This window comes from Acinetobacter lactucae (assembly GCF_013122135.1).
Lineage (GTDB): Bacteria > Pseudomonadota > Gammaproteobacteria > Pseudomonadales > Moraxellaceae > Acinetobacter > Acinetobacter lactucae.
Genome location: NZ_CP053391.1, coordinates 673,938 through 697,626 on the forward strand (window position 1 = coordinate 673,938; position 23,689 = coordinate 697,626).

20 protein-coding genes and 2 tRNA genes are annotated in these 23,689 nt (G+C 39.2%); 12 read left to right on the plus strand and 10 right to left on the minus strand.

From position 1 onward, the window contains the following. Nucleotide 1 precedes the first annotated feature (1 nt). Both HLV59_RS03305 and HLV59_RS03310 read left to right on the plus strand, forming a co-directional pair. A tRNA-Asp gene (locus HLV59_RS03305) sits at nt 2-78 on the plus strand. Nucleotides 79-144: 66 nt separating this feature from the next. Further along, nucleotides 145-220, plus strand: a tRNA-Val gene (locus HLV59_RS03310). 375 nt (nt 221-595) lie between these two features. On the opposite strand, the gene HLV59_RS03315 is transcribed toward HLV59_RS03310, so the two are convergent. The 4 genes from HLV59_RS03315 to yccS form a co-directional block, all read right to left on the minus strand. Next, nucleotides 596-1,381, minus strand: coding sequence for a YdcF family protein (locus HLV59_RS03315; protein WP_171429336.1), 786 nt, complete (start codon nt 1,379-1,381; stop codon nt 596-598). Between the two features lie 114 nt (nt 1,382-1,495). Continuing rightward, the gene (locus HLV59_RS03320; RefSeq protein ID WP_171430572.1) at nt 1,496-4,078 is read right to left on the minus strand and encodes a PepSY domain-containing protein; all 2,583 of its coding nucleotides are present in this window, start codon (nt 4,076-4,078) and stop codon (nt 1,496-1,498) included. 155 nt (nt 4,079-4,233) lie between these two features. Further along, nucleotides 4,234-4,809 carry an SdpI family protein gene (locus HLV59_RS03325; protein WP_002116136.1) on the minus strand — a complete coding sequence of 192 codons (576 nt, stop codon included), beginning with the start codon at nt 4,807-4,809 and terminating at the stop codon, nt 4,234-4,236. A 100-nt stretch (nt 4,810-4,909) separates the two neighbouring features. Then, nucleotides 4,910-7,084: a YccS family putative transporter gene (yccS, locus tag HLV59_RS03330; RefSeq protein WP_025470480.1), complete on the minus strand. Its 2,175-nt coding sequence runs from the start codon at nt 7,082-7,084 to the stop codon at nt 4,910-4,912. Between the two features lie 127 nt (nt 7,085-7,211). On the opposite strand from yccS, the gene HLV59_RS03335 reads away from it, so the two are divergent. Beyond that, nucleotides 7,212-8,426: a multidrug effflux MFS transporter gene (locus HLV59_RS03335; RefSeq protein ID WP_171429337.1), complete on the plus strand. Its 1,215-nt coding sequence runs from the start codon at nt 7,212-7,214 to the stop codon at nt 8,424-8,426. Nucleotides 8,427-8,451: 25 nt separating this feature from the next. Here the strand turns inward: HLV59_RS03335 and HLV59_RS03340 are convergent, their stop codons facing one another. Further along, nucleotides 8,452-9,159, minus strand: a complete 708-nt coding sequence (locus HLV59_RS03340) for a nitroreductase (protein ID WP_081172830.1) — start codon at nt 9,157-9,159, stop codon at nt 8,452-8,454. 509 nt (nt 9,160-9,668) lie between these two features. Between HLV59_RS03340 and HLV59_RS03345 the strand changes: the two genes are divergently transcribed. The 6 genes from HLV59_RS03345 (at nt 9,669) to sbmA (ending at nt 15,788) form a co-directional block, all read left to right on the plus strand. Further along, nucleotides 9,669-9,872: a hypothetical protein gene (locus tag HLV59_RS03345; RefSeq protein ID WP_016143389.1), complete on the plus strand. Its 204-nt coding sequence runs from the start codon at nt 9,669-9,671 to the stop codon at nt 9,870-9,872. A 183-nt stretch (nt 9,873-10,055) separates the two neighbouring features. Continuing rightward, nucleotides 10,056-10,196, plus strand: coding sequence for a hypothetical protein (locus tag HLV59_RS03350; RefSeq protein WP_079748516.1), 141 nt, complete (start codon nt 10,056-10,058; stop codon nt 10,194-10,196). Between the two features lie 99 nt (nt 10,197-10,295). Beyond that, on the plus strand, nt 10,296-11,771 hold the full coding sequence (locus HLV59_RS03355; RefSeq protein WP_016143388.1) for an alanine/glycine:cation symporter family protein: 1,476 nt from the start codon (nt 10,296-10,298) through the stop codon (nt 11,769-11,771). 169 nt (nt 11,772-11,940) lie between these two features. Continuing rightward, on the plus strand, nt 11,941-12,915 hold the full coding sequence (locus HLV59_RS03360; protein WP_213033143.1) for a patatin-like phospholipase family protein: 975 nt from the start codon (nt 11,941-11,943) through the stop codon (nt 12,913-12,915). A gap of 203 nt (nt 12,916-13,118) precedes the next feature. Next, nucleotides 13,119-14,354 (plus strand): threonine ammonia-lyase, encoded by a 1,236-nt coding sequence (locus tag HLV59_RS03365; RefSeq protein ID WP_171429338.1) that lies wholly within the window; start codon nt 13,119-13,121, stop codon nt 14,352-14,354. A gap of 237 nt (nt 14,355-14,591) precedes the next feature. Continuing rightward, entirely contained in the window at nt 14,592-15,788 is a 1,197-nt protein-coding gene (gene sbmA, locus HLV59_RS03370; protein ID WP_031949205.1) for a peptide antibiotic transporter SbmA, read from the plus strand. A 39-nt stretch (nt 15,789-15,827) separates the two neighbouring features. Here sbmA and HLV59_RS03375 read toward each other — a convergent pair whose 3' ends face one another. Further along, nucleotides 15,828-16,577 carry a DUF4850 domain-containing protein gene (locus HLV59_RS03375; protein WP_171429339.1) on the minus strand — a complete coding sequence of 250 codons (750 nt, stop codon included), beginning with the start codon at nt 16,575-16,577 and terminating at the stop codon, nt 15,828-15,830. Between the two features lie 125 nt (nt 16,578-16,702). On the opposite strand from HLV59_RS03375, the gene HLV59_RS03380 reads away from it, so the two are divergent. Together HLV59_RS03380 and HLV59_RS03385 are read left to right on the plus strand one after the other, a co-directional pair. After that, the gene (locus HLV59_RS03380) at nt 16,703-17,767 is read left to right on the plus strand and encodes a DUF1176 domain-containing protein (RefSeq protein ID WP_171429340.1); all 1,065 of its coding nucleotides are present in this window, start codon (nt 16,703-16,705) and stop codon (nt 17,765-17,767) included. A gap of 83 nt (nt 17,768-17,850) precedes the next feature. Continuing rightward, nucleotides 17,851-18,369 carry a hypothetical protein gene (locus tag HLV59_RS03385; protein ID WP_171429341.1) on the plus strand — a complete coding sequence of 173 codons (519 nt, stop codon included), beginning with the start codon at nt 17,851-17,853 and terminating at the stop codon, nt 18,367-18,369. Nucleotides 18,370-18,447: 78 nt separating this feature from the next. Here the strand turns inward: HLV59_RS03385 and HLV59_RS03390 are convergent, their stop codons facing one another. The 4 genes from HLV59_RS03390 to gatC all read right to left on the minus strand — a co-directional run bounded on the left by HLV59_RS03390 (nt 18,448) and on the right by gatC (nt 22,511). Beyond that, nucleotides 18,448-19,026: a DJ-1/PfpI family protein gene (locus tag HLV59_RS03390; RefSeq protein ID WP_171429342.1), complete on the minus strand. Its 579-nt coding sequence runs from the start codon at nt 19,024-19,026 to the stop codon at nt 18,448-18,450. Nucleotides 19,027-19,195: 169 nt separating this feature from the next. Continuing rightward, complete coding sequence (gene gatB, locus HLV59_RS03395; protein ID WP_000796643.1) at nt 19,196-20,665, minus strand: Asp-tRNA(Asn)/Glu-tRNA(Gln) amidotransferase subunit GatB; 1,470 nt, start codon at nt 20,663-20,665, stop codon at nt 19,196-19,198. Further along, a complete protein-coding gene (gatA, locus tag HLV59_RS03400; protein ID WP_171429343.1) occupies nt 20,665-22,143 on the minus strand; it encodes an Asp-tRNA(Asn)/Glu-tRNA(Gln) amidotransferase subunit GatA in 1,479 nt (492 codons plus the stop codon). Before gatA ends, gatB begins: the two co-directional genes overlap by 1 nt. A 53-nt stretch (nt 22,144-22,196) precedes the next feature. Further along, a complete protein-coding gene (gene gatC / locus HLV59_RS03405) occupies nt 22,197-22,511 on the minus strand; it encodes an Asp-tRNA(Asn)/Glu-tRNA(Gln) amidotransferase subunit GatC (RefSeq protein ID WP_000107699.1) in 315 nt (104 codons plus the stop codon). A 133-nt stretch (nt 22,512-22,644) separates the two neighbouring features. Between gatC and HLV59_RS03410 the strand changes: the two genes are divergently transcribed. Beyond that, entirely contained in the window at nt 22,645-23,685 is a 1,041-nt protein-coding gene (locus HLV59_RS03410) for a rod shape-determining protein (protein ID WP_000601379.1), read from the plus strand. The last annotated feature ends 4 nt before the right edge of the window (nt 23,686-23,689 follow it).

Sequence of the window (23,689 nt, forward strand, 5' to 3'; positions counted from 1 at the left end):
TGCAGCGGTAGTTCAGTTGGTTAGAATACCGGCCTGTCACGCCGGGGGTCGCGGGTTCGAGCCCCGTCCGCTGCGCCATTCTCTTGATTCCCTTGTCTAGAGAATGTAGAGTATGAAGATACATTCGCTATCTTTTCTCATTAAGGGCGCTTAGCTCAGTTGGTAGAGCGTCTGCCTTACAAGCAGAATGTCGGCGGTTCGATCCCGTCAGCGCCCACCATATTTTCTACCAGAAATTTAAATCTCTCTAAATTAATATTCTTCTATAAATATCTTATGCTTGCATGTAAATTTATTTACTATGTGACTAAGTATAGGCTCAATTTTCTATTCTAAAATTAAAGCCTTTAGATTTTTAAGTTATTGTTTTATTGATCGTTAGTTTTTAAGTCTTCAGCTTTATTACTTCTATACTTATGTCTTTGATGGGTTCTTAGTGCTCATTAAATTTGTTTCATTAGAGACTAAATATAAGAACTTAATCTGCAATTTATTAACGTCAACGTATCTCAATTTTATAGTTGTACTGCTCACTAATTTTTCAAAATAAAAAAACTGCTATTTTTTAAATAGCAGTTTTTTTGATTAAATTATTTTAATATTCGTTTAAAAGCCATCCACTCGCATACGCGAAATATTCACGTAACCATGCATTGTAGCGAGTAGCTAATGGTGTCTCGGCCGCTACCCTATAAACTTGGGTATAGCCCTGTTTTTTTGCAATTGCTACTGCTCGAGGAATATGAAAATCACTTGTGACAATAGCGATTGGCTGGTCTAAGGTAATGTGGTGCTGTTCTAATAACGGTTTACTATTTTTTAAGTTAAGCTCTGTGCTGGTGCTTTTATCTTCAAGAATCATTTGATCTCTTGCGATATGATACTTTTGCTCAAGATAGCGAGACATAACTAATGCTTCGCTTTCTTTTTCTGAAAAATCAAGACCACCTGTTAAAACAATCTGTGCTTGCTGCTGTTTTAGTGCTAAAGGTGCGGCTGTATCTAAACGTTTTGCAAGAATTGTAGATGGCTGGCCATTTTCGACACCACTTCCTAAGACAATAATTGCTTTTACTGGGGGAATATTATTTGAAGTATTCTTATTTTCTTTAATAAAGCTAAAGAAATAGCCTAAGCCAATTAACCATATCCAGAAGCATAACCACCCAAAACGCCAAAGTGTGTGTAAGCGATAGTGATAGAAGAAAAAGCGCTCTAAGTGATAATAAAATAAAGAATATAGGCAGAGGAAAGCACCTAAAATTAAAGGAATAACAGTGCCTACATTAATTTTATTAAGACAAATTAGAACTAATCCATCTAGAAATAAAATCGAACCAATGATTGCTAGGAAAATACGGATCCATTTACTGACTTGCATTGTGCTTAGAGTTGCAATTTAAATTGCAGACAGTGTATGCAAAATCATTCTGAATGCAATAAAAAACCGAGTAAAGCATTTAAGCTATTACTCGGTTTTTGTTTTTATTGATCTTTAATAAACATCACGGCGGTAACGGCCTTGTTGTCTTAAATCATCTACCTGTTCTTCACCTAGAATTTCGATAAGTGCTTGATCAACTCCGCTTGCCATACCATCAATACTACCGCATACATAAAGAACAGCACCGCGCTCTATCCAGTTTGCTAATTCTGCTGCATTCTGACGGATTACATCTTGGACATACATGCGTTGTTCTTGATCTCTCGAAAATGCTAAATCAAGACGTTTTAACATTCCTGTGGTTTGCCATGCCTCAATAGTTGACGCATAGAAGAAATCACATGCTCTTTGACGTTCACCAAAGATTAACCAGTTTTCAGTGTAATCATGACGTGTACGGGTGTGTAATAGGCTCATTAAGCCAGCAATACCTGTTCCGTTACCAATACAAATAATAGGTCGGTTATCATCAATAAGATGAAATGATTCATTAGTGCGAATACGCAAAGCAATTTCATCATTGACTTGCGTATGTTGAGTGAGCCAACCCGAACCTAAACCTAAGTTACCAGACGCATCATATTGTTGACGAACAACTAAACGAAGGACTTGTTGAGAAGGAATACTCGCAATCGAATACTCTCGTGTTGGTAAGTTAGGAAGCTGTTCTAATAAATGGTCCAGATTAGCAAACGGTTCAATTTCTCCCGTTAAGTCTTTGTTCCAAAGTGCTTTTTCAATTGAAATTTGTAATGAATCAACTTTTGAATTTTTAACAATATAGTGGTGCTGCAAAAACTCATTAATACGTTCAGCGCTATTGCCCGGTTGTATTTCTGCAATATCACCTGCTTGCCAAATAGCCTCATGACTTGCTTTAAGTTCAATATTATAAGCAGGTTGGCCTAAGCTATTTGGGTTGAGTAAGTCACGTTGCTGCAATGTCCATGTATCAAAGACTTTTTCTAAATTTACAGCATGCAAATCTAATTTAGTTGCTTTTGCTAGAGATTGATTCCAGTTCTGAATATCCGATGGGTTTGCATTATCAACTTCAATTGTATTGAAGAGGGCATGAGCACCATTCGCTTTGAGCCAAGCGTCCACCGCATGACCAAAACTACAATACGTGTCTGGATATTCTTTAGAACCGAGAGCCAAAACAGCATAGTTGATGTGCTTAAGGTCTAAATTCGATTTTAAAAGCTTCTTAGCAAAGGTTGTAGCGAGATCAGGAGCATCACCAGTACCATAAGTACTGATCACGAATAAAACCTGTTGATGTTGTTCTAGATCAGTTTGTGTTAGCTGCTGTACAGGTTTAACCTGAACAGGTTGATGAGCTTCTTGTAAACTTGTTGCCGTACTCCAAGCGAGTTGTTCTGCTACACCCGTTTGAGTTGCATAAGTAATTAACCAAGGCTTTGCATTTGGATCAATGTATTGTCCTGCTAAAGACTGGCGAGCCGCCTGTGTTAATTTTTTCTGTTTACGGCGTTTAAGATACAGCATCCACCCAGTAACCAAGAACAAAGGCATTGCTAATGAAGCAAGCATCGCAACGAATTGATAAATTGGTCCAAAAAAGCTACCACGGTGTACAGGTAACATGCTGCTCATAATCTTTTGATTAAGCTTTTTATCTTCGTAAAGCTCTATCTTTTCGATATTACCAGTTTGGTAATTATAGATGGCTTGGTTACGTGCACGTTCGTGTTGTGGAGTAGCATCGATAAAAGTTAACTCAATTTTTCCATCATCTTTTTTTGGTAAGTTCATGGTTAGAGTTGAATAATCACGTCCAATCTGACTATTGAAGCCACTCCATGTTTCATTAAGTGCTGTAATGAGCTGAGTATTATCTAATTGGGGTTCTGATTTTTTATCATGATTACGGTCAGCTTGTTTACCTTGTTGCATTCCACGATTTTGAGGAGTAGCACCATGACCTTGTGGTTTAGGTTGCTCGACACCCATTACTTTGAACATGCCACTACGCCACCAATCATAAGACCAATATAGACCTGTGCATGCAAAAAGTAGATAAAAAACAATGACCCATGTGCCGACAACAGCATGTAGATCCCAAATAAAATTTCGGCCTTTGAGTTTCGGTTTAACAGCAAGCCATTGACGAGCAGAGTGCTTCTTAGGCCAGCGTAAATACAATCCACTAAGTACGAAGTAAATTAACATAAGTGCGCAGGCACCAGTAATTTGTTTACCAACTTCACCAGCGGTTAAATTACGATGAATTTGTTGTATGAGTAACAACAACTTTCGGCCTTTAATATCTGGAAGAACCTCAGCGTTATAAGGGTTCACCATCATATTGTAGCCACGGCGTTCACCTTCTTTTTCAATATTTACAACAGAAGAAGAGGTGGGGTCCTTAGCGATCGTAATGCTATTAATTTTGATTTCAGGCTGAGTTGTATTGAAATGCTGATAAAGCTGTGCAGGAGTTAATTTTGGAGTGCTTTCAGCTTGAACAACATAACTATCAGAATTCACCCATTTTAAAATTTGTTGGTCATAAGAATAAATTGCACCTGTTACACCCATAATGGATAAGATTAGGCCAGCAGTAATACCCAGAAACCAATGAATTTGAAATAAAATTTTTTTAAACATGGTCGAAAATGTAAACATGATGGAGATCTTGTAACGAAGTATAGCCGAAGATTGGGGAGATAATATGGATTTTGGAGATAATATTAATTTTCATTATCATTTATTTTTAGCTTAATAAAAAACCTCCATGAGGAGGCTTTTTATGGAATAGAGAATTACAAGGTTTTTGGTTCGCCAACAGATTCTTTTAAGTGCGTGCGAATTGTATTGAAGGAAAAGTTCTTAGAATCCATGCGCTTAGGTAGGATGTAAGCACCTTGTTGTTCTTGGCCTTTCGGATCTTTTACTTTGAAATTGACCAAAATAAAATCAGGTGTATTGTACCATTCGTAGATATTTTTCCATCCAATAGTACCTACGCCTTCTTGTAAGCCCATTTGTTGACGCATCACGATACCATGAGGCTGTACACCTAAACGAATACCTTTGATTTCCTGTACCGGAAATTCATTCATTTTGCGTTTAACGTACCACTCTAATCCGTATTTACGACCTAGGTAGTAAAGTACTACAGCAACAATAGCAACCCAGCAAAAAACAGTAGAGTAGTTCTTAATAAAAATAAGACCTAATATAGCTAGGGCTAAAACGACACCCATAATTGCCCAAATTTTTGTGCTGATTTTATTGGTACTGCGCCAGATAAGAAGCTGTGCATTACGTTGTTCAGCTTCTGACACGTCATATGGAACAGGCTGAAGCGTATAAGCGTATAAAGTTTTCGCGGTCATAGTGCAAATAACAAATTGTAAACTGTTTTAAGTTTAGCATTAATTGGCATAAGTCAGGAAAGGATATTATGCCAATTTCATACTAATTTCCGACTCAAATTTATAACGATGCAAGCTCGCTGGCATCATTATCAAGATCATGACTTAGACGTTGTTTTAGCATACTAAAACGGTTCAATACGCCAAGCATGAGTGATAACTGCTGTAAAATAATGAGTGATTTTTGATCCTCTTCATTATTTTGACTTAGACGCTGCCGTATCGTTTGGAGCATATTTTGTGCTGTAAGATCAGGCATTTCGTCTCTCAATAAAGCGCCTTGAATGTCATCCAGCGCTTGGTCTAAGAGTTTAAGAACAGCTTCATCTTGAATGCTTTCCCGATGTGCTCCAAGTGCCGCGATATAACTTAAAAAGGTATGATTTAAACATAAAAATTCAAAGATATCTGACTTACGGGTAGGGTCAAAGTCTGGCTCTGTCGCTAAAGTTGAAATAAGTGAAGCAACCTCAGCATCAGTATTATGGGCAGCACGTCTTACAATACGGTAATTCAGCGCATGATTGCGACCTTCATGGTATTGTTTAACAACTTCAGCTAAATAGTTGCATTGAGCTTGTAATGAACGTCTGATGTTGCGAGGTAAGCGACGGAACTTCCAGTCGGGCCAAATAAATGTTACCCCAAACCAAGCTAGGGCACAGCCAATTAAAGTATCTACAAATCGCGGAATAGCAGCGGCCATTGCCGAACCATCTAGATTAAAGTTAATTAATGCCAAAATTGTAATAAACGCGGTTGCTTGAGCATATTGCTTACTGCGTAACTCAAAAAATAAAACTCCGCTCAGGATTAACATTATTAGTTGTCCTTCTACGGAAGGCACGAGAAATACAATTGCTAGGCCAACAATAATCCCAACTAATGTTCCGACAATTCTTAAGCGTAAGCGACGTTTGGTTGCGTTGAAATTGGGTTGGCTTACAAATAGGGCTGTAAGCATAATCCAATAACCGTACTCAATATTGGTCATTTGAATCAGCACATATCCAATAAAAAGAACAATTGAGACGCGAATCGCATGGCGGAAGAGTACAGATTCAGGAGTTAAATTTTGTTTTATTCGAACAACAATATCATTCCATCCTTGTAAATCATCATCTTTCAGCTGGTTTTCGGCTTGCTTTACTTTATCAGATTGAATGTGTTGTTCTGTTTCTAAGTTGAGTAACTGAGAGTCGATAGATTTTAAGTTTTGATATAAAGCGAAAAGAGCATTTACCCATAAAAGATCATAATGCTGATCACGTCTTAGCTTCTCTAAAGATAGTCTTAGGTTCTCAAAACTTTGCTTAAAGCGTTTATTATGATTATAAGGTTTACGTTGTAAAATACATTCATTTAGTTCTTGGCAAGCTTTACCTTGAACTGCCAAAATTCGTTGAAATCTAAATAAGATATCGCTGTGCTGAAAAATTTTGGCTAATTTTTGATAGTCGATATGGGCTGAGTCAGCACGCTCATGAATATCTTGAGCGACAAAATAATAATGTAGGCTTCGGCGCGTATCTTTTTGTCCACGGTCACCTTTTAAACGAGTCAATAACGCCGTTTTTAAATCATTAAAAATCGTAATTAACTTACCATTTTCTAATGACAGCTCAATCATGCTTTGCTGATAGCTGGCAGGTGTCATATCTACATCAAATAAATTTGATTTTGCAAATAGAAAATCACCTAGAGATGCGTAAGACGCTGCGAGTTTGTCTTGAAGTTGGCGAACGGGAAATAATAAAAAGCTAATCGTTGCAATGAGGCCATACCATGCTGCACCTGCAACTAAAAGGGCAGGTTGAATATACCAATGATCAAAAAGGTGAACACCCAACATGGTATAGACGGACACAACTAAACAACCATAAGAAATGGTAGCGTAACGACGTCCTAGCGAACCTAATAAAATCCAACCAATACATGAAGCAATTAAGCCTAAGGCAAAAGCCATGGGATAGGGGAAAAGTAATTGTACTGAAGCTGCGGTAACGAAGAATCCAATATAAGTATAAATCAGGTTCATGATTCGCACTGAAAAGCGATCATCAATATCACTTAAACCTGCTGCGACTACACCTAAAGTGAGTGGAATGGTTGCTAATTGATGGCCCAAAAAATAAGGCACGAAAGCAGTTCCTGAAAAGGCTATCAGCATTCGTACGTTATACATAAATGTTGTGTTATAAGTCGCTCTTTTTAGGCGTTTAAACCAAGATTTCAAAGGAAGTCCTTGCTGATCAACCTGAGTGATAAAGGATTTGTGTATTTCTACACCAATGTTGCACAAATCATACGATAGACAGTGTAAGCTTGTCTGTATGCAAATGATTGAAAAATGAAATATCGTTATGTCTGAACAAACGGCCCAGCGTCAATATTCTATTGGCTGGATTATGTTGCTCGCTTTGCTTACGGCTTTAGGGCCGTTATCCATTGATATGTACTTGCCTGCATTGCCACAAATGGCTCATGATTTTGGGGTAAGTACGCAAATGGTGGCAAATACACTACCAGCTTATTTTTTTGGTTTAGCTATCGGACAATTAGTTTATGGTCCTCTAAGCGATCGTATTGGAAGAAAGAAACCACTTTATTTTGGCCTTGCGCTTTATGCAGTCGCCAGCTTATTTTGTGTAATGGCTACCAGTGAATGGAGCTTGATTGCGGCCCGTATTTTGCAAGCCTTAGGTGGTTGTGTTGGTGTAGTCATGGCTCGTGCGGCAATACGTGATAAATTGGACGTTCAAGGCTCTGCACAAGCTTTCTCAAGCATGATGATTGTCATGGGGCTTGCACCAATTTTGGCTCCTATGATCGGGGCATGGATTTTAATTTGGTTCCCTTGGCAAGCTATTTTTATCGCGCTTTCAATTGTGGGTGCACTATGTTGGCTGTGTGTACATTTCTTTTTTAAAGAAACTTTGGCAACTGATAAAAGGCTTAAGTTATCGCTCTATCAAGTGGTGACTTTATATGGAGCTATTTTCAAGGATGCGAGTTTCCGCTTACCTATGTTTGCAGGCTGTTTAACAGGGGCTGCATTATTTTGCTATATCAGCTCAGCACCTGCCGTGTTTATGGATCAGTACGGACTTAATCAGCAAGAGTTTGCTTACGTATTTGGACTAAATGCTTTTGGCATTATGTTGATGTCTTCTTTAAACAAGCATTTAACAACACGTGTTGAAATTACCAAACGCTTAAAATCGGGTTCCCTTGTGCAAGTGACTGGAGCCATCATTGTATTTATTGCTGGTTTAATCCCCGCAGCGCCTTTATGGCTGGTTATGGTAGGACTATTTCTAGCTATTTCTGGCATTGGTTTAACCGGCCCAAATGCGATGGCACTGGCAATGTCCAAACAAGGTGCTCGTGCAGGGACGGCAAGTGCGATCATGGGAAGTATGCAATTCGCTTGTGGGCTTTTAGGTGGTGTACTACTTAACTTCCTGATTTGGTCCGCATCGCTCAATATGGGAATAATGATGGTGTTATTTACATTGAGTGGTTTTATTGTTGTATTGAAAGCGACACAACAGGTCAAAACCAAGCCATTCTCATAGCTTTTAGAGAATGGCCACTTATAGCTTATTCGTCTAGAAAAACTGCGAAATTTTCAACAGGTTCTCTAGGTGTGATAAAGGTATTTACAATATGGTCAGGGTCAGCATGACCTAATGCAATTGCACATACTAGTTCTTCGTCATCTGATGCACCCAACACATCTAAAACTATAGGATGGAAATGGTTCCAAGCTGCTTGCGGGCATGTGTCTAAACCACGTGCTTTAGCAGCGACCATCACGTTTTGGATCATCATTGCGATATCCATTTTAGAGCCGATTCCCATCGTTTTATTTACGGTAAAGAAAAGGCCGACTGGTGCATCGAACAATTTAAAATTACGTAGCTGCTGTTCAGCCATTTTTTCTTTTTCGCCCTTTTTGATTTCGAGTAAACCGTAGAGTCCCCAACCATTTTCGCGGCGGCGGTCAATAAAAGGGGATATCCATTTTTCAGGGTAGTAAGCAAAAGTTTCTTTATATTGTTCTGCAAGTACTGAGTTTTTTGAAACTTCAATTTGTGCTGCACAGACGCGCTCAACCATTTCATCACGCTTATTACCTGTGACCACATAAACTTTCCATGGTTGAGTGTTCGTTCCAGAAGGCGCTCGACTTGCGACTCGTAATATATCTTTAATCACTTCTGGCTCAATTGCAGTATTTAAAAAAGCGCGGACAGAATGTCGAGAAGTGATAGCTTCATCAACGAGACGAACTTGTTCCAGATTCATGCGTACTCCTATATCTTTTCTTAAATACTTAATACTTTTTGAAGCTTAATTTCATGTTTTGAAAGTACTTCATTTATAAGCAAAAAATATTAGAAAAGGGATATCCTTAAAGGTATGATAACTCGTTTGGTTTGGACATAATGTCTAATTAATTCTAATGTGAATATGCCACTTTAGATCTAAATAGACAAAAAAGTATGATGTTTTTGACTATAAAAATAAATCTATAGTATCAGTTGGATTAAAAATTACTCAATTGAAAAAAAGGTATAATATGTTTAAAAACAGTACAAAACAGATAGTTTTGGATGAAAAACAGTCGGAAATAACATAAAATTTTAATGAAAAACATACACAAAATTTTAAATTTCTGCATAATACCGACTTTTTTACGCAGGTATGATTTCTCCATACTCATGTTAGGAAAGAAATGGCTGCATACAAAATCCCTTTACAAAAAGGATTTGGATGTAGAAATGGAGAAATACACGAGGAATAAGGAGCTTTACATGAGTTTACCGCTCATCAACAAGCAGTTCATGAAACAAGGATTGGCGATTACCATTGCAACCATGAAAATGAACATGACTCACGCAACTACTGGGCTACAAGAAATACAACAGCTTAGTACAGATCTAAACGCACTCTTCTCCAATCTAGGGGAAAAGGGTACAGATAGTCGCGTTATGGCGATGGCTCGTTACAGTCTTTGAAATTCATATCCAGTTTAGACATTTGCTCACAAGTATATGTAAATATGCTTATTGGCTTAAATCCAGATTTGTATAACTCGCTTAATTGATGGGAATCATTGGACGAGATTATTTAGCGGTGGTCATTTGTTAGTTTCCAAGTTTGTAGCTGAGTCGATTTATACCGTTTTTCCGAAAAAGGAAATGTTCGGTGGTGCGATGATATTATTTTTTTTGAAGGTCGCTTTCTCTCATGCAACCTTCAAAGGCATAGTGTTGGGCATGATGTTGCTTAAACTTGTGACGATAATTGCTATTCAATTGACATTAAAAGTTTTTTCTTAAATGTACTGAAGAAGTCCCTGTTTTTAGGGGCTTTTTTGTTTATTGCAGTATTTTGGCTTGTGCTAATAGCACATTAGCAAGAACATAAGCGGACCGAGTATGAATGAACAACTCAATGCCACACTGATGTCGTGGGTACAATTTTTTAATGAACCTTTATGGGACTTTTTGGTTATTTTCTTGTTGGCTGTAGGTATTTTTTATACAGTCTTAACAGGAGCTGTGCAAATTCGCATGTTCTTGCAAAGCATTCGAGTCATGAAAAGCAGCCGTACAGAAGGTGAAGATGAACATGGTCTTACACCTTTTCAGGCGTTTGTAACAGGTCTTGCGAGCCGTGTTGGGGTAGGTAATATTGCTGGTGTGGCAATCGCAATCGCAATCGGTGGTCCAGGTGCAGTGTTCTGGATGTGGGTGACTGCTATTCTTGGTATGAGCTCTGCTTTTATTGAGTCTACACTTGCTCAGCTATTTAAAGTTAGAGATAGCAAAACTCAACAGTTCCGCGGTGGACCAGCTTACTATATTACTCAAGGTTTACGCAGTAAAACCTTTGGTGTGGTTTTCGCACTTGCTTTGATCTTTACCTATGGTTTCGTATTCAACTCAGTTCAAATTAATGCGATTGCTAATGCCTCTTCACATGCTTGGGGTTGGGATAAAGCCAATCTTATTGCACATTTAGGTGGCGTTGATCTAGAAATTTCATGGGTTGGCCTTGCTCTTGTCGTTTTAGTGGCGTTGGCAATTTTTGGTGGTATCAAACGTATTGCTAAATTTGCAGAGATGTTTGTACCTTTAAAAGCAGGTCTTTACCTAGCTGTTGCTCTCTATATTGCATTAAGCAACTACGCAATTTTGCCTGATATTTTAAAGCTGATTGTGACTGAAGCTTTCAATTTTAATGCAGCAGCAGGTGGTTTCTTTGGTGCGGCAGTATCAATGGCAATGATGCAAGGGATTAAGCGTGGTTTATTCTCTAACGAAGCAGGTATGGGTTCAGCACCAAACGCAGCAGCAGCGTCTGATGTGAAACATCCTGTCAACCAAGGTTTGGTTCAAATGCTTGGTGTATTCGTAGACACTTTCATTGTGTGTACAAGCACTGCAATCATCATTTTAGTTTCTGGTGTTTATCAAGATGCAGGTTTTGTGGGTGTTGAATTAACTCAACGTGCATTAGAAACCCAAGTTGGACATTGGGGATCTGACTTCCTTGCAGTTCTATTATTCTTATTCTGTTATTCAGCTGTATTAGGTAACTATGCCTATGCAGAAGGTAACGTACAGTTTATTAATAACAATCCGAAAGTCATGTTCATCTTCCGTATTTTCGTATTGGTGATGGTGTACTTTGGTGCAATTGGTAGTGTCCCACTCGTTTGGTCTATGGCTGATTTGTTTATGGGTATCATGGCAACCATTAACTTGATTGCAATTGTACTATTAACGCCAATGGCACGTACTTTGTTAAAAGATTACCGCGAGCAATTGAAACGAGGCATCAAAGAGCCTGAGTTTAAAATTGATAAATATCCGGAATTGAAGAAAAAAGTTGATTCAGATATCTGGTAAGTTTCAAAAGGCCTCTTATACATAAGGGGCTTTTTTTATGGGCGCATAGATAAAATACTTGAGTCTAAATTTTAAACATGACAAATTAAATAAATTCAATACAGCTTTTCACGAAAGTAGCAACTAAAATTGCAATCCGAACTTAAACCTCATAGTGCGAAGATGGGCCATGAAACAACTTAAATTGTGGGTTCTCGGACTCTCTATGGTGTTGGCGGGATGCCAGACCACCACACACTTGTCTGCTGCTCTAAAACCACAAACGACAGAAGCTTATGCTCGCTCTGTCGATCAGCCATTTGCAAGAATTAAAAAAATGCAAAAACGCCCTGTCGTTGCGCTTGTATTAGGGAGTGGTGGGGCACGAGGTTATGCTCATATAGGGGTGATTGAAGTTCTAGAACAACATGGTATTCGACCAGATTTTATTGTTGGTACGAGTGCAGGTAGTATTGTTGGAGCAATTTATGCGAGTGGTAAAACGCCTGCTGAACTGCGTGAGACTGCTTTAAAAATGAAAGCTGGCGATGTTCGTGACATTAGTATCGGCTTAAAAGGTTTTTTTGATGGCAAAAAAGTAGAAAACTACGTTAACCAGCAAGTAAATAACATGCCACTCGAAAAAATGAAGATTCCGATGTATGTGGTGGCAACTGAACTCAAGCATGGCACCAAAACCGTATTTAACTATGGCAATACTGGTCAAGCCGTAAGAGCCTCTACTTCTATTCCAAGTATGTTTGTACCGACTAAAATTGGCAAATCTGAATATGTTGATGGCGGGCTAGTGAGTCCCGTACCCGTTGAAGTCGCTCGCGACTTAGGGGCTGATGTTATTATTGCTGTTGATATTCTAGCTCAACCTATTTACACAGAAACATCGAATGTCTGGGGACTGTTTAACCAGAATATTAATATCATGCAAGGGCGTTTGGCGGCGGAAGAATTGCAATATGCGGACGTTGTTATTCAGCCAGATTTAAGAGAAAAAGCGCATATTTTTGATGTAAAAGGCCGTGAAGCCACCATGAAATCTGGGATAGACGCAGCGAATGCCAAGCTTTCCGATATTCAGTTTGCTATTGATGAAAAAATAGCTGAACAGAATATGTCTACAGAAGGCTTGAGTGCCCAAACCCAATAAATAAACGTTAATATTTTGAAAATTAAATAAAAAGCCTGAAACGGGCTTTTTTTATGGAAGTTTAAAACTTCAATTTTTGGAATAAAATTTTTTGTATATTAGAGACATGTTGGATATGCTGAAAACTCTAATGGCCAATATGAAATATTGTGTCCATTTTTAAAAAATAATTGATTTGTAGTGTATTGAGGCTGACTGGATAAATGATACAGCAACAGGTTAAAAATGGTTTTCCAACATTAAATGATGTTCATGCTGCCGCAGAGCGTTTGGAAGGTTTGGTTGTAAAAACTCCCTTTGTTTTCTCAGAAACCATTTCTAAAACCTTAGGGGCTGAGATGTGGCTGAAATTTGAAAACTTACAATTTACCGCTTCATTTAAGGAGCGGGGTGCTCTCAACAAACTGTTGTGTTTATCTGAGCAAGAAAAGCAGCACGGTGTTATTGCTGCTTCGGCGGGCAACCATGCACAAGGTGTAGCCTATCATGCTCAGCGTACAGGGGTGACCGCGACCATTGTAATGCCGAAATCTACGCCAAACGTTAAGGTGCAACGAGTGCGTGAGTATGGTGCACGTGTGATTTTACATGGACAAGATTTTTCAGAAGCTGCTGCTGAAATGCACCGTGTTGCACAAGAAGAATCTTTAACCATTATTCATCCATTCGATGATGCTGAAATTATTGCTGGTCAAGGAACCATTGCACTTGAAATGCTTACAGCTGTGCCTGATCTGGACATTTTAGTTGTCCCAATTGGTGGCGGTGGCCTAATTTCTGGTATTGCAATTGCTGCTAAAGCGATCAATCCAAAAATTAAAATTATTGGGGTCCAATCTGTTGTATACCCAAGTATGGCTAAGTTGCTTTGTAACTATCAACTTGCTGTTTCAATGGGATCTACTGTTGCTGAAGGTATTGCAGTAAAAACTCCGGGTGAGCTTACGACTCAAGTTGCTAAAGAATATGTTGATGACATTGTCGTTGTCACTGAAGACATGATTGAAGAAGCGATTGCACTATTACTTAATATTGAAAAAACAGTATGCGAAGGAGCTGGGGCAACAGGTATTGCTGCCATTATGTCTCGTCCCGATCTGTTTTTAGGTCATAAATTAGGGGTGGTACTGTCTGGTGGCAATATTGATACACGCGTAATGGTCTCTGTATTGCAACGTCATTTAACCCGTACAGGCCGGATGGTTCGTATTCGTGTTGAATTACCGGACAATCCCGGTGCTTTAGCTCGTTTAACGGCCATTATTGCTGAGCAGGGCGGTAATATTTATGAATTGCGTCATGAACGCTTTGCGGCAACAAGCCGTGCGAAAGAAAGCGCCGTGAGTGTCGATGTCGAGTTAAAAAGTGCCTCGGACCTAGATTTGCTCATTCAAGCAATGCAACTAGAAGGCTATATTGTTCGTAAAGAAGAGATTTAATCTCTGATATCACTGTGTTATAAAAGCCGTATATGGCTCATCGAGAGTCATATACAAGGTAATTTAAATGGATTAAATTGCCAAAAAAGGGATGAATTTACAAAAAAACGATCAAATCCTTCAATGAAACGGAAAAAACTGACAATTCTCTAAACTTTGTCCTTCACAATTTTAAGGTTTAGGTTTTAGTATTCCTTTCATTGTAAATTTGAAGAAATATAGGGATATCCACGCTCAATGTTCAAATCATTTTTTCCATCACCACGGTATTTTTTCATATCTGCGGTTGTTTGGATTGCGCTCAATATGGTGCTTTGGTACTCAGGTGGAAACACGTGGGGAACTTTTATCGGGTTTGCTCAAGGTTACCATGAGGCACAACTACCAGTGGGTGTGAGCCGTTTTTGGTCTCCAACTTTCTTATGGTTTTATATCTGGTTTTTAGTCTCTACTGCGCTTTTTGCTGGCTTCTGGAAAATTGTATCTAATAATCCATGGCAGCGATGGTCAGTGTGGGGTTCGGCGTTTATTTTGTTCAACATTTGGTTTAGCGTTCAGGTTAGTGTAGCCATTAATGCATGGTATGTACCATTTTGGGATTTAATCCAAAAAATGCTTTCCGATGGTGGGGGAGACGTCTCAGCACTGTATAGAGAGACAATGGTTTTTCTTTATATTGCTATGGTCGCTGTAACTTTAGCTGTGATTAATGCGTTTTTTACAAGCCATTATGTATTCCGTTGGCGCACGGCAATGAATGAATACTACACAAAACATTGGGAAAAACTGCGTCATGTTGAAGGTGCTTCACAGCGTGTGCAAGAAGATACCATGCGCTTTGCAACCATTATGGAAGACTTAGGCGTTGAACTGGTAAAAGCTGTGATGATCTTAATTGCCTTTTTACCTATTTTATTTCAACTTTCTAAACATGTCCCCGTTTTACCAATTGTGGGTGAGCTAGAGCATTCTCTAGTATGGGCCGCAATTGTATGGGCTGTTTTTGGTACAGTTCTATTAATGGTGGTTGGTATTAAATTGCCTGGACTGCAATTTAATAATCAAAAAGTAGAAGCAGCCTATCGTAAAGAACTCGTTTATGGTGAAGATTATGCAGAGCGTGCAAGACCAGCTACTTTAAAAGAACTATTTAGCCGAGTTCGTAAAAACTATTTCCGACTCTATTTCCATTATGCTTACTTTAACTTGGTCGCAACTTGGTATAAGCAGTTAGACATTTTATATAGTCTGGTTGTATTGTTCCCGGCAATTGCAAGCGGCAAAATGACTTTAGGATTAATTAACCAGATTGCTGGTGTATTCGATAAGGTTCGTGAATCATTCCAATACTTAATTAGTTCATGGAAAACGATTATTGAACTGCTTTCAATTTATAAGCGTTTAAAAGCCTTTGAGTCGATATTACATAAGTAAAAAAAGCCCGCGAAAGCGGGTTTTTTCATAAACCTTTGGTTAATGTGTTGCATTATAAAAATTGAGAATAGGACCTACTAGAGACTGCTGCGATTTATCTAAAGTGACTTGAATCTCTTTATAGTTAAAAGTATCTTCATCATAATATTTGGCAATACCATGGGTTTTATTGTTCACTTGTGGAATTTGATAACTAAAAAAAGCCACTTTCTTAGAAGGATGAACAATATTGATCAATTTTTTAGAATCCTTATAACCACCAAACTCATTCTCAAGACTTTCTTTTAACAGATCGGGAAAGTAAAGCGCTGCATTCGGTAAGCCACACCCAACGCAAAATGAAGAGTCATAAAGTTTTATTGCTTGTTTTTGATCTGGACTCATTGCTAAAGCAAAACCACTACCATTCGCACCTGCATTTGCTTGCACATCTTGCCAACTTCGAGGAACGAGCACTAAACCTGTTTCAGGTAATGCAAGAAGTTTTAATTGTTTGGCATGTTGAGCCTCGAGTTTGAAATTAAAACGGCAGTTTTTAGGTGTACAGGTTTCAAAATCTTTAAGTAAACCATTTTCTGTTGGGCTTTGCGCAGTAACGCCATAAAATGGAACTGTAACGCCATTTAAAAATTTTGCCTCTCCTAGAGCATAGAATTGATTGTCTGCTTTACGGTTTGCAGCAGAGCTATAAAATTTGGGGAAATGAGGTGTAAAGCTTTTTACTTCTGCATAAGTAGATGAAGTTAGACTGGTAAATGCAGTAAATAATAAAAAATTCAGTTTTTTCATTTTTAGTAAGTAATCAATTTAAATTTTATATAAATCTAGCATATTCTTTTAAACTAGACGGTAATTCAAAATTTTAAACTGTTTTTAACCTAATAAGAAAAACAGTCTTATAGAGATATGAAATAATGAAAAATATGCTTTCAATCTGCTGTTTAGCGGTAATGAGTTCTTATAGTTTTTCTCAAGAAATCAAAGGTATTTCATTTTCACACCAAGAGTGGGAGGTTTCTTGCAGCAATACGGGAACATGTAAGGCTGCAGGATATCAAAACGAGGAAAATGGTGATAATCCAGCTTCAATTTTATTAACACGTAAAGCAGGTCCAAGACAACCTGTGCAAATTGAATTTGCTTTGTCAGACTATGAACAAAGCATGCCAGCAAACCAACTTAAAAATATTCATTTTTATATAAATGGCAAAGACTTAGGAGCGGTGACTGTAGATAGTGCTGAGTTACCACTTATGGGTAAACTGAACAGCTCGCAAGTCAATGCTGTACTACAGCAATCCAAACAGAAGACCGAAATTATATTTAAAAATACGCAGCATGAATGGAAAATTTCTGATGCTGGAATGACTGCTGTGTTATTAAAAATGGATGATTTTCAGAAGCGTATAGGAACTGTTGGTGCTTTGGTTAAAAAGGGCAGCGCCAATGAAACCAAAGTGCTTATGCCTGAGCCAAAACTACTTGTTAAACGCATTAAGACTTCAAACAAACCTTATTTAACTTTACAACCTAAAAATAAACAGTACCAAGCAATACACCGTAGCTTAATGGCAGCTAATCCAAATCCTAAAGAAGACTTTTGTGAAGGCATTTATGGCGGTAATAGCGATGGAGTTGAACCACAGAAAATTGAGCTATATAAACTAACCAATATGAAAGTTCTGGCGACTACGTTGTGCTGGAGAGGGGCTTATAACGAAGGATATGGTGCTTGGGTACTTGATGAATCTTTAAATGGTAAGGCAACATTTGTGACTGAGTCCGCTTCAGATTTTGATAGCGGTATTATTAGTAGTGCTCAAAAAGGACGAGGCATTGGGGATTGCTGGGCAAGTGAAGAATGGGTATGGGATGGCAAGAGTTTTGTACACACTAAAGATATGTGGACAGGTATGTGCAAAGGCTTGGCAGCAGGTGGGGTGTGGGAGCTTGATCAAATAGAGTCTGTGGTGAAATAAGTATTTTGCAGTTACAGAGTCATAACAGGTAACTTTAGTGACTCTGTGATAAAAAGAACAGATTGTTTATTGGAGCTAGACCTATGTCACGTCATTTTTACACTATTGCTCGCCGTAAGTTTTCACACCTGAGTCGTTCAATATGTGTGGCGGCGGCTGTACTGGGTGCAACACAAATTACAATGGCTGGTCCAACAGTTGATCAGCTCAGTGATTGTTTAGTTAAAGCAACGACTGCTTCGGATAAAACCACGGTGCTCCAATGGACATTTACGGCTTTAGCTGCCCATCCCGATTTAAAAGCATTTAGTAATGTAACACCTGAGCAAAAGGATCAGTTAGATCAAAAACTAGCACAGGTTTTACAACGTGTGATTGTGGAGGAATGTTCTACCCAAACTAAAGCTGTGATTCAAGCTGAAGGTGTGAAGGCAGTTGGGGAGGCTTTCCAGCAGTTAGGTCAAAGTGCTGGTGAAGATATTGTTAAAGACCCCGCAGTTAAACAGCAGTTGCAGGGCACGTTGCGTTATATTGACTTAAATAAATTGGTAACAACGTTTTTAACACCCGAAATTTGGAATAAATTAGGAATCACAAGATAAAAATCTAGTTTTCTATTTTAGTAATAAAGCCTGCTCTCTAAGAGCAGGCTTTATTGTATTTGGGATAAAAAAATCTCTTTAGATCGTAATCGTAGCCCCTAAAACTTTCACAAACTGTGCTAACCAAGCCGGATGTGCAGGCCAAGCAGGGGCAGTCACCAAATGTCCATCTGTAACGGCTTCAGTCACGGCAATATCTGCGTATTGTCCACCAGCAAATTTTACTTCGGCAGCACATGCTGGATAAGCCGAACACAATCGGTCTTTTAGTACGTCTGCTGCAGCGAGTAACTGAGCACCGTGGCATACAGCTGCAATTGGTTTTTTTACTCTATCGAATTCACGTACAATTTCGATAACACGTTCATTCATACGTAAATACTCTGGTGCACGACCACCTGGAATAACTAGACCTACATAGTCTTCAGTATTAACAGCATCAAAATCATAGTTAATGGCAAAGTTGTGACCTCGTTTCTCACTATAGGTTTGGTCACCTTCAAAGTCATGAATAGCAGTAGCAATATGGTCGCCGTTTTTTTTATTTGGGCAAACAGCATGCATGGTATAACCTAAACCAGTTAAAAACTGGAAAGGGACCATGGTTTCATAATCTTCAGCATAGTCGCCGACTAACATTAAAATCTTTTTAGTCATGTTTTATCTCTCTTTTTAAAATTTAAGTTATCTAAATTCTTAATTTAAATTAGCATAGTCGTTATGTCATTTTTCAGAAAAAAGCGCATTCTTTAGTCGAAGAATATTTCATAAATGATATAAAAAAGCCCCGATAAATCGAGGCTTTTTATTGAGCAGGTTAAGAAAATTAACCAATCAATTTTTTCATTAATTCATTGACTTGAGCAGGGTTAGCTTTACCCTTAGACGCTTTCATGACTTGACCAACAAGACCGTTAAAAGCTTTTTCTTTACCAGACTTGTACTCTTCAACCATTTTTTCATTGGCTGCAAGTACTTCTTTGATGATCGCTTCAATTGCACCTGTGTCAGTTTCTTGCTTTAAGCCTTTTTCCGCAATAATGTCATCGGCAGATTTACCTTCCGATTCCCACATAAAGCCAAAGACTTGTTTAGCAATCTTACCGCTAATGGTGTTATCAACAATACGTGCAATCATGCCGCCAAGCTGTTCCGCAGAAACAGGTGAGTCAGCCAAATCTAGGCCTGCTTTGTTTAAAGCACCTGAGAATTCGCCCATTACCCAGTTTGCAGACACTTTACCTTGCTTCGCACCGCCAGCAGCGGCAACAACAGCTTCATAGAAGTCAGCCATTTCGCGTGAAAGCGTAAGTACATGAGCATCGTATTCAGTTACACCAAAGTCTGCAATAAAACGTGCACGGCGAGCAGCAGGTAACTCTGGAAGTGCAGCGCGAGCAGCTTCGATTTGCTCATCTGCAATAATCACTGGTAACAAGTCTGGATCTGGGAAGTAGCGGTAGTCATTCGCTTCTTCTTTAGAACGCATAGAGCGCGTTTCCATTTTGTTTGGATCGAACAAACGAGTTTCTTGGTCGATACTTCCACCGTATTCCAAAATTTCCATTTGGCGTTCAATTTCAACATTGATCGCTTGCTCAATGAAACGGAATGAGTTGAGGTTTTTAAGCTCACAGCGTGTACCAAATGGTTGGCCCGGACGGCGTAAAGACACGTTACAGTCGGCACGGAATGAACCTTCAGCCATGTTACCGTCAGAAATACCTAACCAGCGTACCAGTGTATGAATCGCTTTAATGTAAGCAACAGCTTCTTCAACCGAACGCATGTCAGGTTCAGAAACGATTTCAAGCAAAGGTGTACCAGCACGGTTTAAGTCAATGCCAGACATACCTTCAAATTGGTCATGAACAGATTTACCAGCATCTTCTTCAAGGTGAGCACGAGTTACACCAATGCGTTTAGTCGTGCCATCTTCAAGTTGGATATCAATATGACCCAAGCCCACAATCGGGTTGTCCATTTGGCTAATTTGATAGCCTTTTGGTGAGTCAGGGTAGAAGTAGTTTTTACGTGCAAACACAGATGCTTGGTCGATGTAAGCATCAATTCCAAGACCAAAACGAATTGCAAGATCAACCACTTTTTCATTCAAAACAGGGAGTACACCCGGCATAGCCAAGTCGACAAGGCTCGCTTGTGTATTTGGGTCTTGACCAAATTCAGTCGATGAACCAGAGAAAATTTTAGAATTGGTTGCAAGCTGAGTGTGAATCTCGATACCAATAACGACTTCCCAACCGTCAATCAATTTCAACTTTTGAGCTTCAGCCATTATGCATTCTCCTCAGCAATTGCCGCACGTTGAGTATGGAAATCGGTGTTTTGTTGGTATTGATGAACAATCGACAATAATTGTGATTCTGACCAATAGTTACCAATCAACTGTAAGCCTACAGGCAAGCTGTCTTTATCAAAACCAACAGGAGCATTAATGGCTGGTAAGCCTGCTAAGTTCACTGCAAGTGTATAGATATCGCCTAAATACATTTCAGTTGGACTTAAGTTTGCACCAATTTTATATGCAGTTGTTGGAGCAGCAGGAGCAGCGATTACATCTACACTTTCAAATGCTTTTAAGAAGTCTTGTTGAATTAGACGACGTACTTTTTGAGCTTTTACATAGTAGGCATCGTAATAACCCGCAGAAAGCGCGTATGTACCAATAAGGATACGGCGCTGAACTTCTGGACCAAAACCTTCCGAGCGAGAACGTTTGTAAAGATCCATCAAGTCAGTTGGATTTTCACAGCGGTAGCCGTAACGAACGCCATCGTAGCGAGACAAGTTAGATGATGCTTCTGCTGGCGCGATGAGGTAATAGGTTGGTACATAAGCTTCGGTCATGTTGAGGTCAATCTCAACTAGAGTCGCACCCATTTCTTCAAGCTTTTTCAAAGACTCTTCAACACGTGCTTTAACGTCTGCATCTAAACCTGCAACGTTAAAGTATTGTTTAGGAATACCAATGCGTAAACCTTTTACAGATGTGCCATTTAAGTTTGCAACATAGTCATCAACTTCTTTTTTAACAGAGGTTGAGTCTTTAGCATCGTGACCTGCAATTACATTCATGAGGTAAGCACAGTCTTCAGCAGAACGTGCCATTGGACCCGCTTGGTCTAAAGATGATGCATAAGCAATGATACCGAAACGAGATACACGACCGTAGGTTGGTTTTAGGCCTGTTAAACCACAGAAAGAAGCTGGTTGGCGAATTGAACCACCTGTATCAGTACCTGTAGCAAATGGTGCTAAATCAGCCGCTACAGCCGCAGCAGAACCACCTGATGAACCACCCGGAACATGGTCAAGTGCCCATGGGTTACTTGTTGCGCCAACATATGAGCTTTCAGATGTTGAGCCCATCGCAAACTCATCCATGTTCACTTTACCTAAAGTGACAAGACCAGCTGCTTTAGTTTTTTCAACAACAGTTGCATCGTAAGGAGAAATGAAGTTGTCTAGTATTTTTGAACCAGCAGTCGTTTTAATGCCTTTGGTACAAAAGATATCTTTGTGTGCCAGAGGAATACCCGTTAGAGCAGTTGCATTACCTGCTTTTAAAGCAGCATCGGCAGCGTCTGCTTCCGCGAGCGCCTGTTCAGGTGTAACCGTCACATAGCTTTTTACCAGTGGGTCAATTTTAGCAATACGTTTTAAATAGTGTTCAGTCAGTTCGCGAGATGAAAACTTCGCTTGGCTTAAGCCCTCAGCAAGTTCACGAATTGATAAGCGATGTAAATCAGTCATGAGTAAAATTTCTTTACATTCAAAATAGGGAAGATGGGTTAATTGAGTAAAAGTTATTCAATCACGCGAGGAACAAGATACAAACCATCTTGAGTTGCAGGTGCAACTGCTTGGTATTCATCTCGATGATTGCTTTCCGTTACCACATCAGCACGTAAAGGTTGAGGATTGTCAAAAGGACTTTTCAAAGGTTCTACGCCTTCCGTATCAATGCCTTTTAAGGTTTCCATCATGCCTAAAATTTTATTTAGACTTTGAGCATATTCAGCAGATTGCGTATCATTGAGCGACAATCGAGCAAGATTGGCGATTGCTGAAACTGTTTGTGCATTTAAATCTGCTGAATGCTGTGCATCCGATGTAGACATAACATCACCTAATCAGTATTAAAAATTTTCAAAATATCGTGCGTTATAATAAGCGATTGACTTGTTCAAATCATCACATTTAGTTTAAAGTTGCCACCTTGCATCCACATGAAAGTTTAACTGAGAACGAACCGTGATTCTAAAACGACTAATTGGCTTGTTTTCGCCGGATCTAGCCATTGATTTAGGTACAGCAAATACACTTATTTATGCACCAGGCCGCGGCATTATATTAAATGAACCAACAGTTGTGGCAATTCGTCACAGTGGTTCACAAAAAATTGTTGCTGCTGTAGGTCTAGATGCTAAGCAAATGCTGGGCCGTACGCCTGCGAATATTTCTGCAATTCGTCCAATGAAAGACGGTGTAATTGCGGATTTTGAAGTGACTGAAACCATGTTGAATCAGTTTATTGGTAAAGTTCACGAAAAACGTTTGTTCCCACCAGCACCTCGTGTAGTTGTATGTGTACCATGTAAATCAACTTTGGTCGAGCGTCGTGCGATTCGCGAAGCAGTATTTAATGCTGGTGCCCGTGATGTTCGTTTGATTGAAGAGCCTATGGCGGCTGCAATTGGCGCAGGTATGCCAGTTGAGCAAGCATGTGGTTCTATGGTTGTGGATGTTGGTGGCGGTACAACTGAAATTGCAATTATTTCATTGCAAGGTTGTGTTTATGCTGACTCTTTACGCATCGGCGGCGATGTTTTTGATGAGCAAATCATCAATTATGTACGTAAAGCTCACGGTTGTGTAATTGGTGAAACCACTGCTGAGATTATTAAAAAAGAAGTCGGTATGGCTGTTTCTGATGGTACGACATTAGAAATCGAAGTTCGTGGTCGTAACCTTGCAGAAGGTGTACCTCGTGCAATTACTGTAACTTCTGACGAAATTACTCAAGCAATCTCTGATCCGTTACAAAGTATTGTAAGCGCTGTTAAATCGGCACTTGAGCAAACTCCTCCTGAACTTTCTTCTGATATTGCTGAGCGCGGTATTGTATTGACAGGTGGTGGTGCGTTACTTCGTAACCTTGATAAATTATTAGCTCAAGAAACTGGTTTACCGGTTGTTGTTGCTGAAGATCCTCTTACTTGTGTAACCCGTGGTGGTGGTAAAGTATTGGAATTCTTCGACAATCCGAACCATGACATGCTTTTCGTCGGTTAAGTTT

Coding starts and splice junctions, on each gene's coding strand:
- HLV59_RS03315 (WP_171429336.1), bottom strand. CDS start 1,381: ATGCAAGTCAGTAAATGGATCCGTATTTTCCTAGCAATCATTGGTTCG.
- HLV59_RS03320 (WP_171430572.1), bottom strand. CDS start 4,078: ATGTTTAAAAAAATTTTATTTCAAATTCATTGGTTTCTGGGTATTACT.
- HLV59_RS03325 (WP_002116136.1), bottom strand. CDS start 4,809: ATGACCGCGAAAACTTTATACGCTTATACGCTTCAGCCTGTTCCATAT.
- HLV59_RS03335 (WP_171429337.1), top strand. CDS start 7,212: ATGTCTGAACAAACGGCCCAGCGTCAATATTCTATTGGCTGGATTATG.
- HLV59_RS03340 (WP_081172830.1), bottom strand. CDS start 9,159: ATGAATCTGGAACAAGTTCGTCTCGTTGATGAAGCTATCACTTCTCGA.
- HLV59_RS03345 (WP_016143389.1), top strand. CDS start 9,669: ATGAGTTTACCGCTCATCAACAAGCAGTTCATGAAACAAGGATTGGCG.
- HLV59_RS03350 (WP_079748516.1), top strand. CDS start 10,056: ATGTTCGGTGGTGCGATGATATTATTTTTTTTGAAGGTCGCTTTCTCT.
- HLV59_RS03355 (WP_016143388.1), top strand. CDS start 10,296: ATGAATGAACAACTCAATGCCACACTGATGTCGTGGGTACAATTTTTT.
- HLV59_RS03360 (WP_213033143.1), top strand. CDS start 11,941: ATGAAACAACTTAAATTGTGGGTTCTCGGACTCTCTATGGTGTTGGCG.
- HLV59_RS03365 (WP_171429338.1), top strand. CDS start 13,119: ATGATACAGCAACAGGTTAAAAATGGTTTTCCAACATTAAATGATGTT.
- sbmA (WP_031949205.1), top strand. CDS start 14,592: ATGTTCAAATCATTTTTTCCATCACCACGGTATTTTTTCATATCTGCG.
- HLV59_RS03375 (WP_171429339.1), bottom strand. CDS start 16,577: ATGAAAAAACTGAATTTTTTATTATTTACTGCATTTACCAGTCTAACT.
- HLV59_RS03380 (WP_171429340.1), top strand. CDS start 16,703: ATGAAAAATATGCTTTCAATCTGCTGTTTAGCGGTAATGAGTTCTTAT.
- HLV59_RS03385 (WP_171429341.1), top strand. CDS start 17,851: ATGTCACGTCATTTTTACACTATTGCTCGCCGTAAGTTTTCACACCTG.
- HLV59_RS03390 (WP_171429342.1), bottom strand. CDS start 19,026: ATGACTAAAAAGATTTTAATGTTAGTCGGCGACTATGCTGAAGATTAT.
- gatB (WP_000796643.1), bottom strand. CDS start 20,665: ATGGCTGAAGCTCAAAAGTTGAAATTGATTGACGGTTGGGAAGTCGTT.
- gatA (WP_171429343.1), bottom strand. CDS start 22,143: ATGACTGATTTACATCGCTTATCAATTCGTGAACTTGCTGAGGGCTTA.
- gatC (WP_000107699.1), bottom strand. CDS start 22,511: ATGTCTACATCGGATGCACAGCATTCAGCAGATTTAAATGCACAAACA.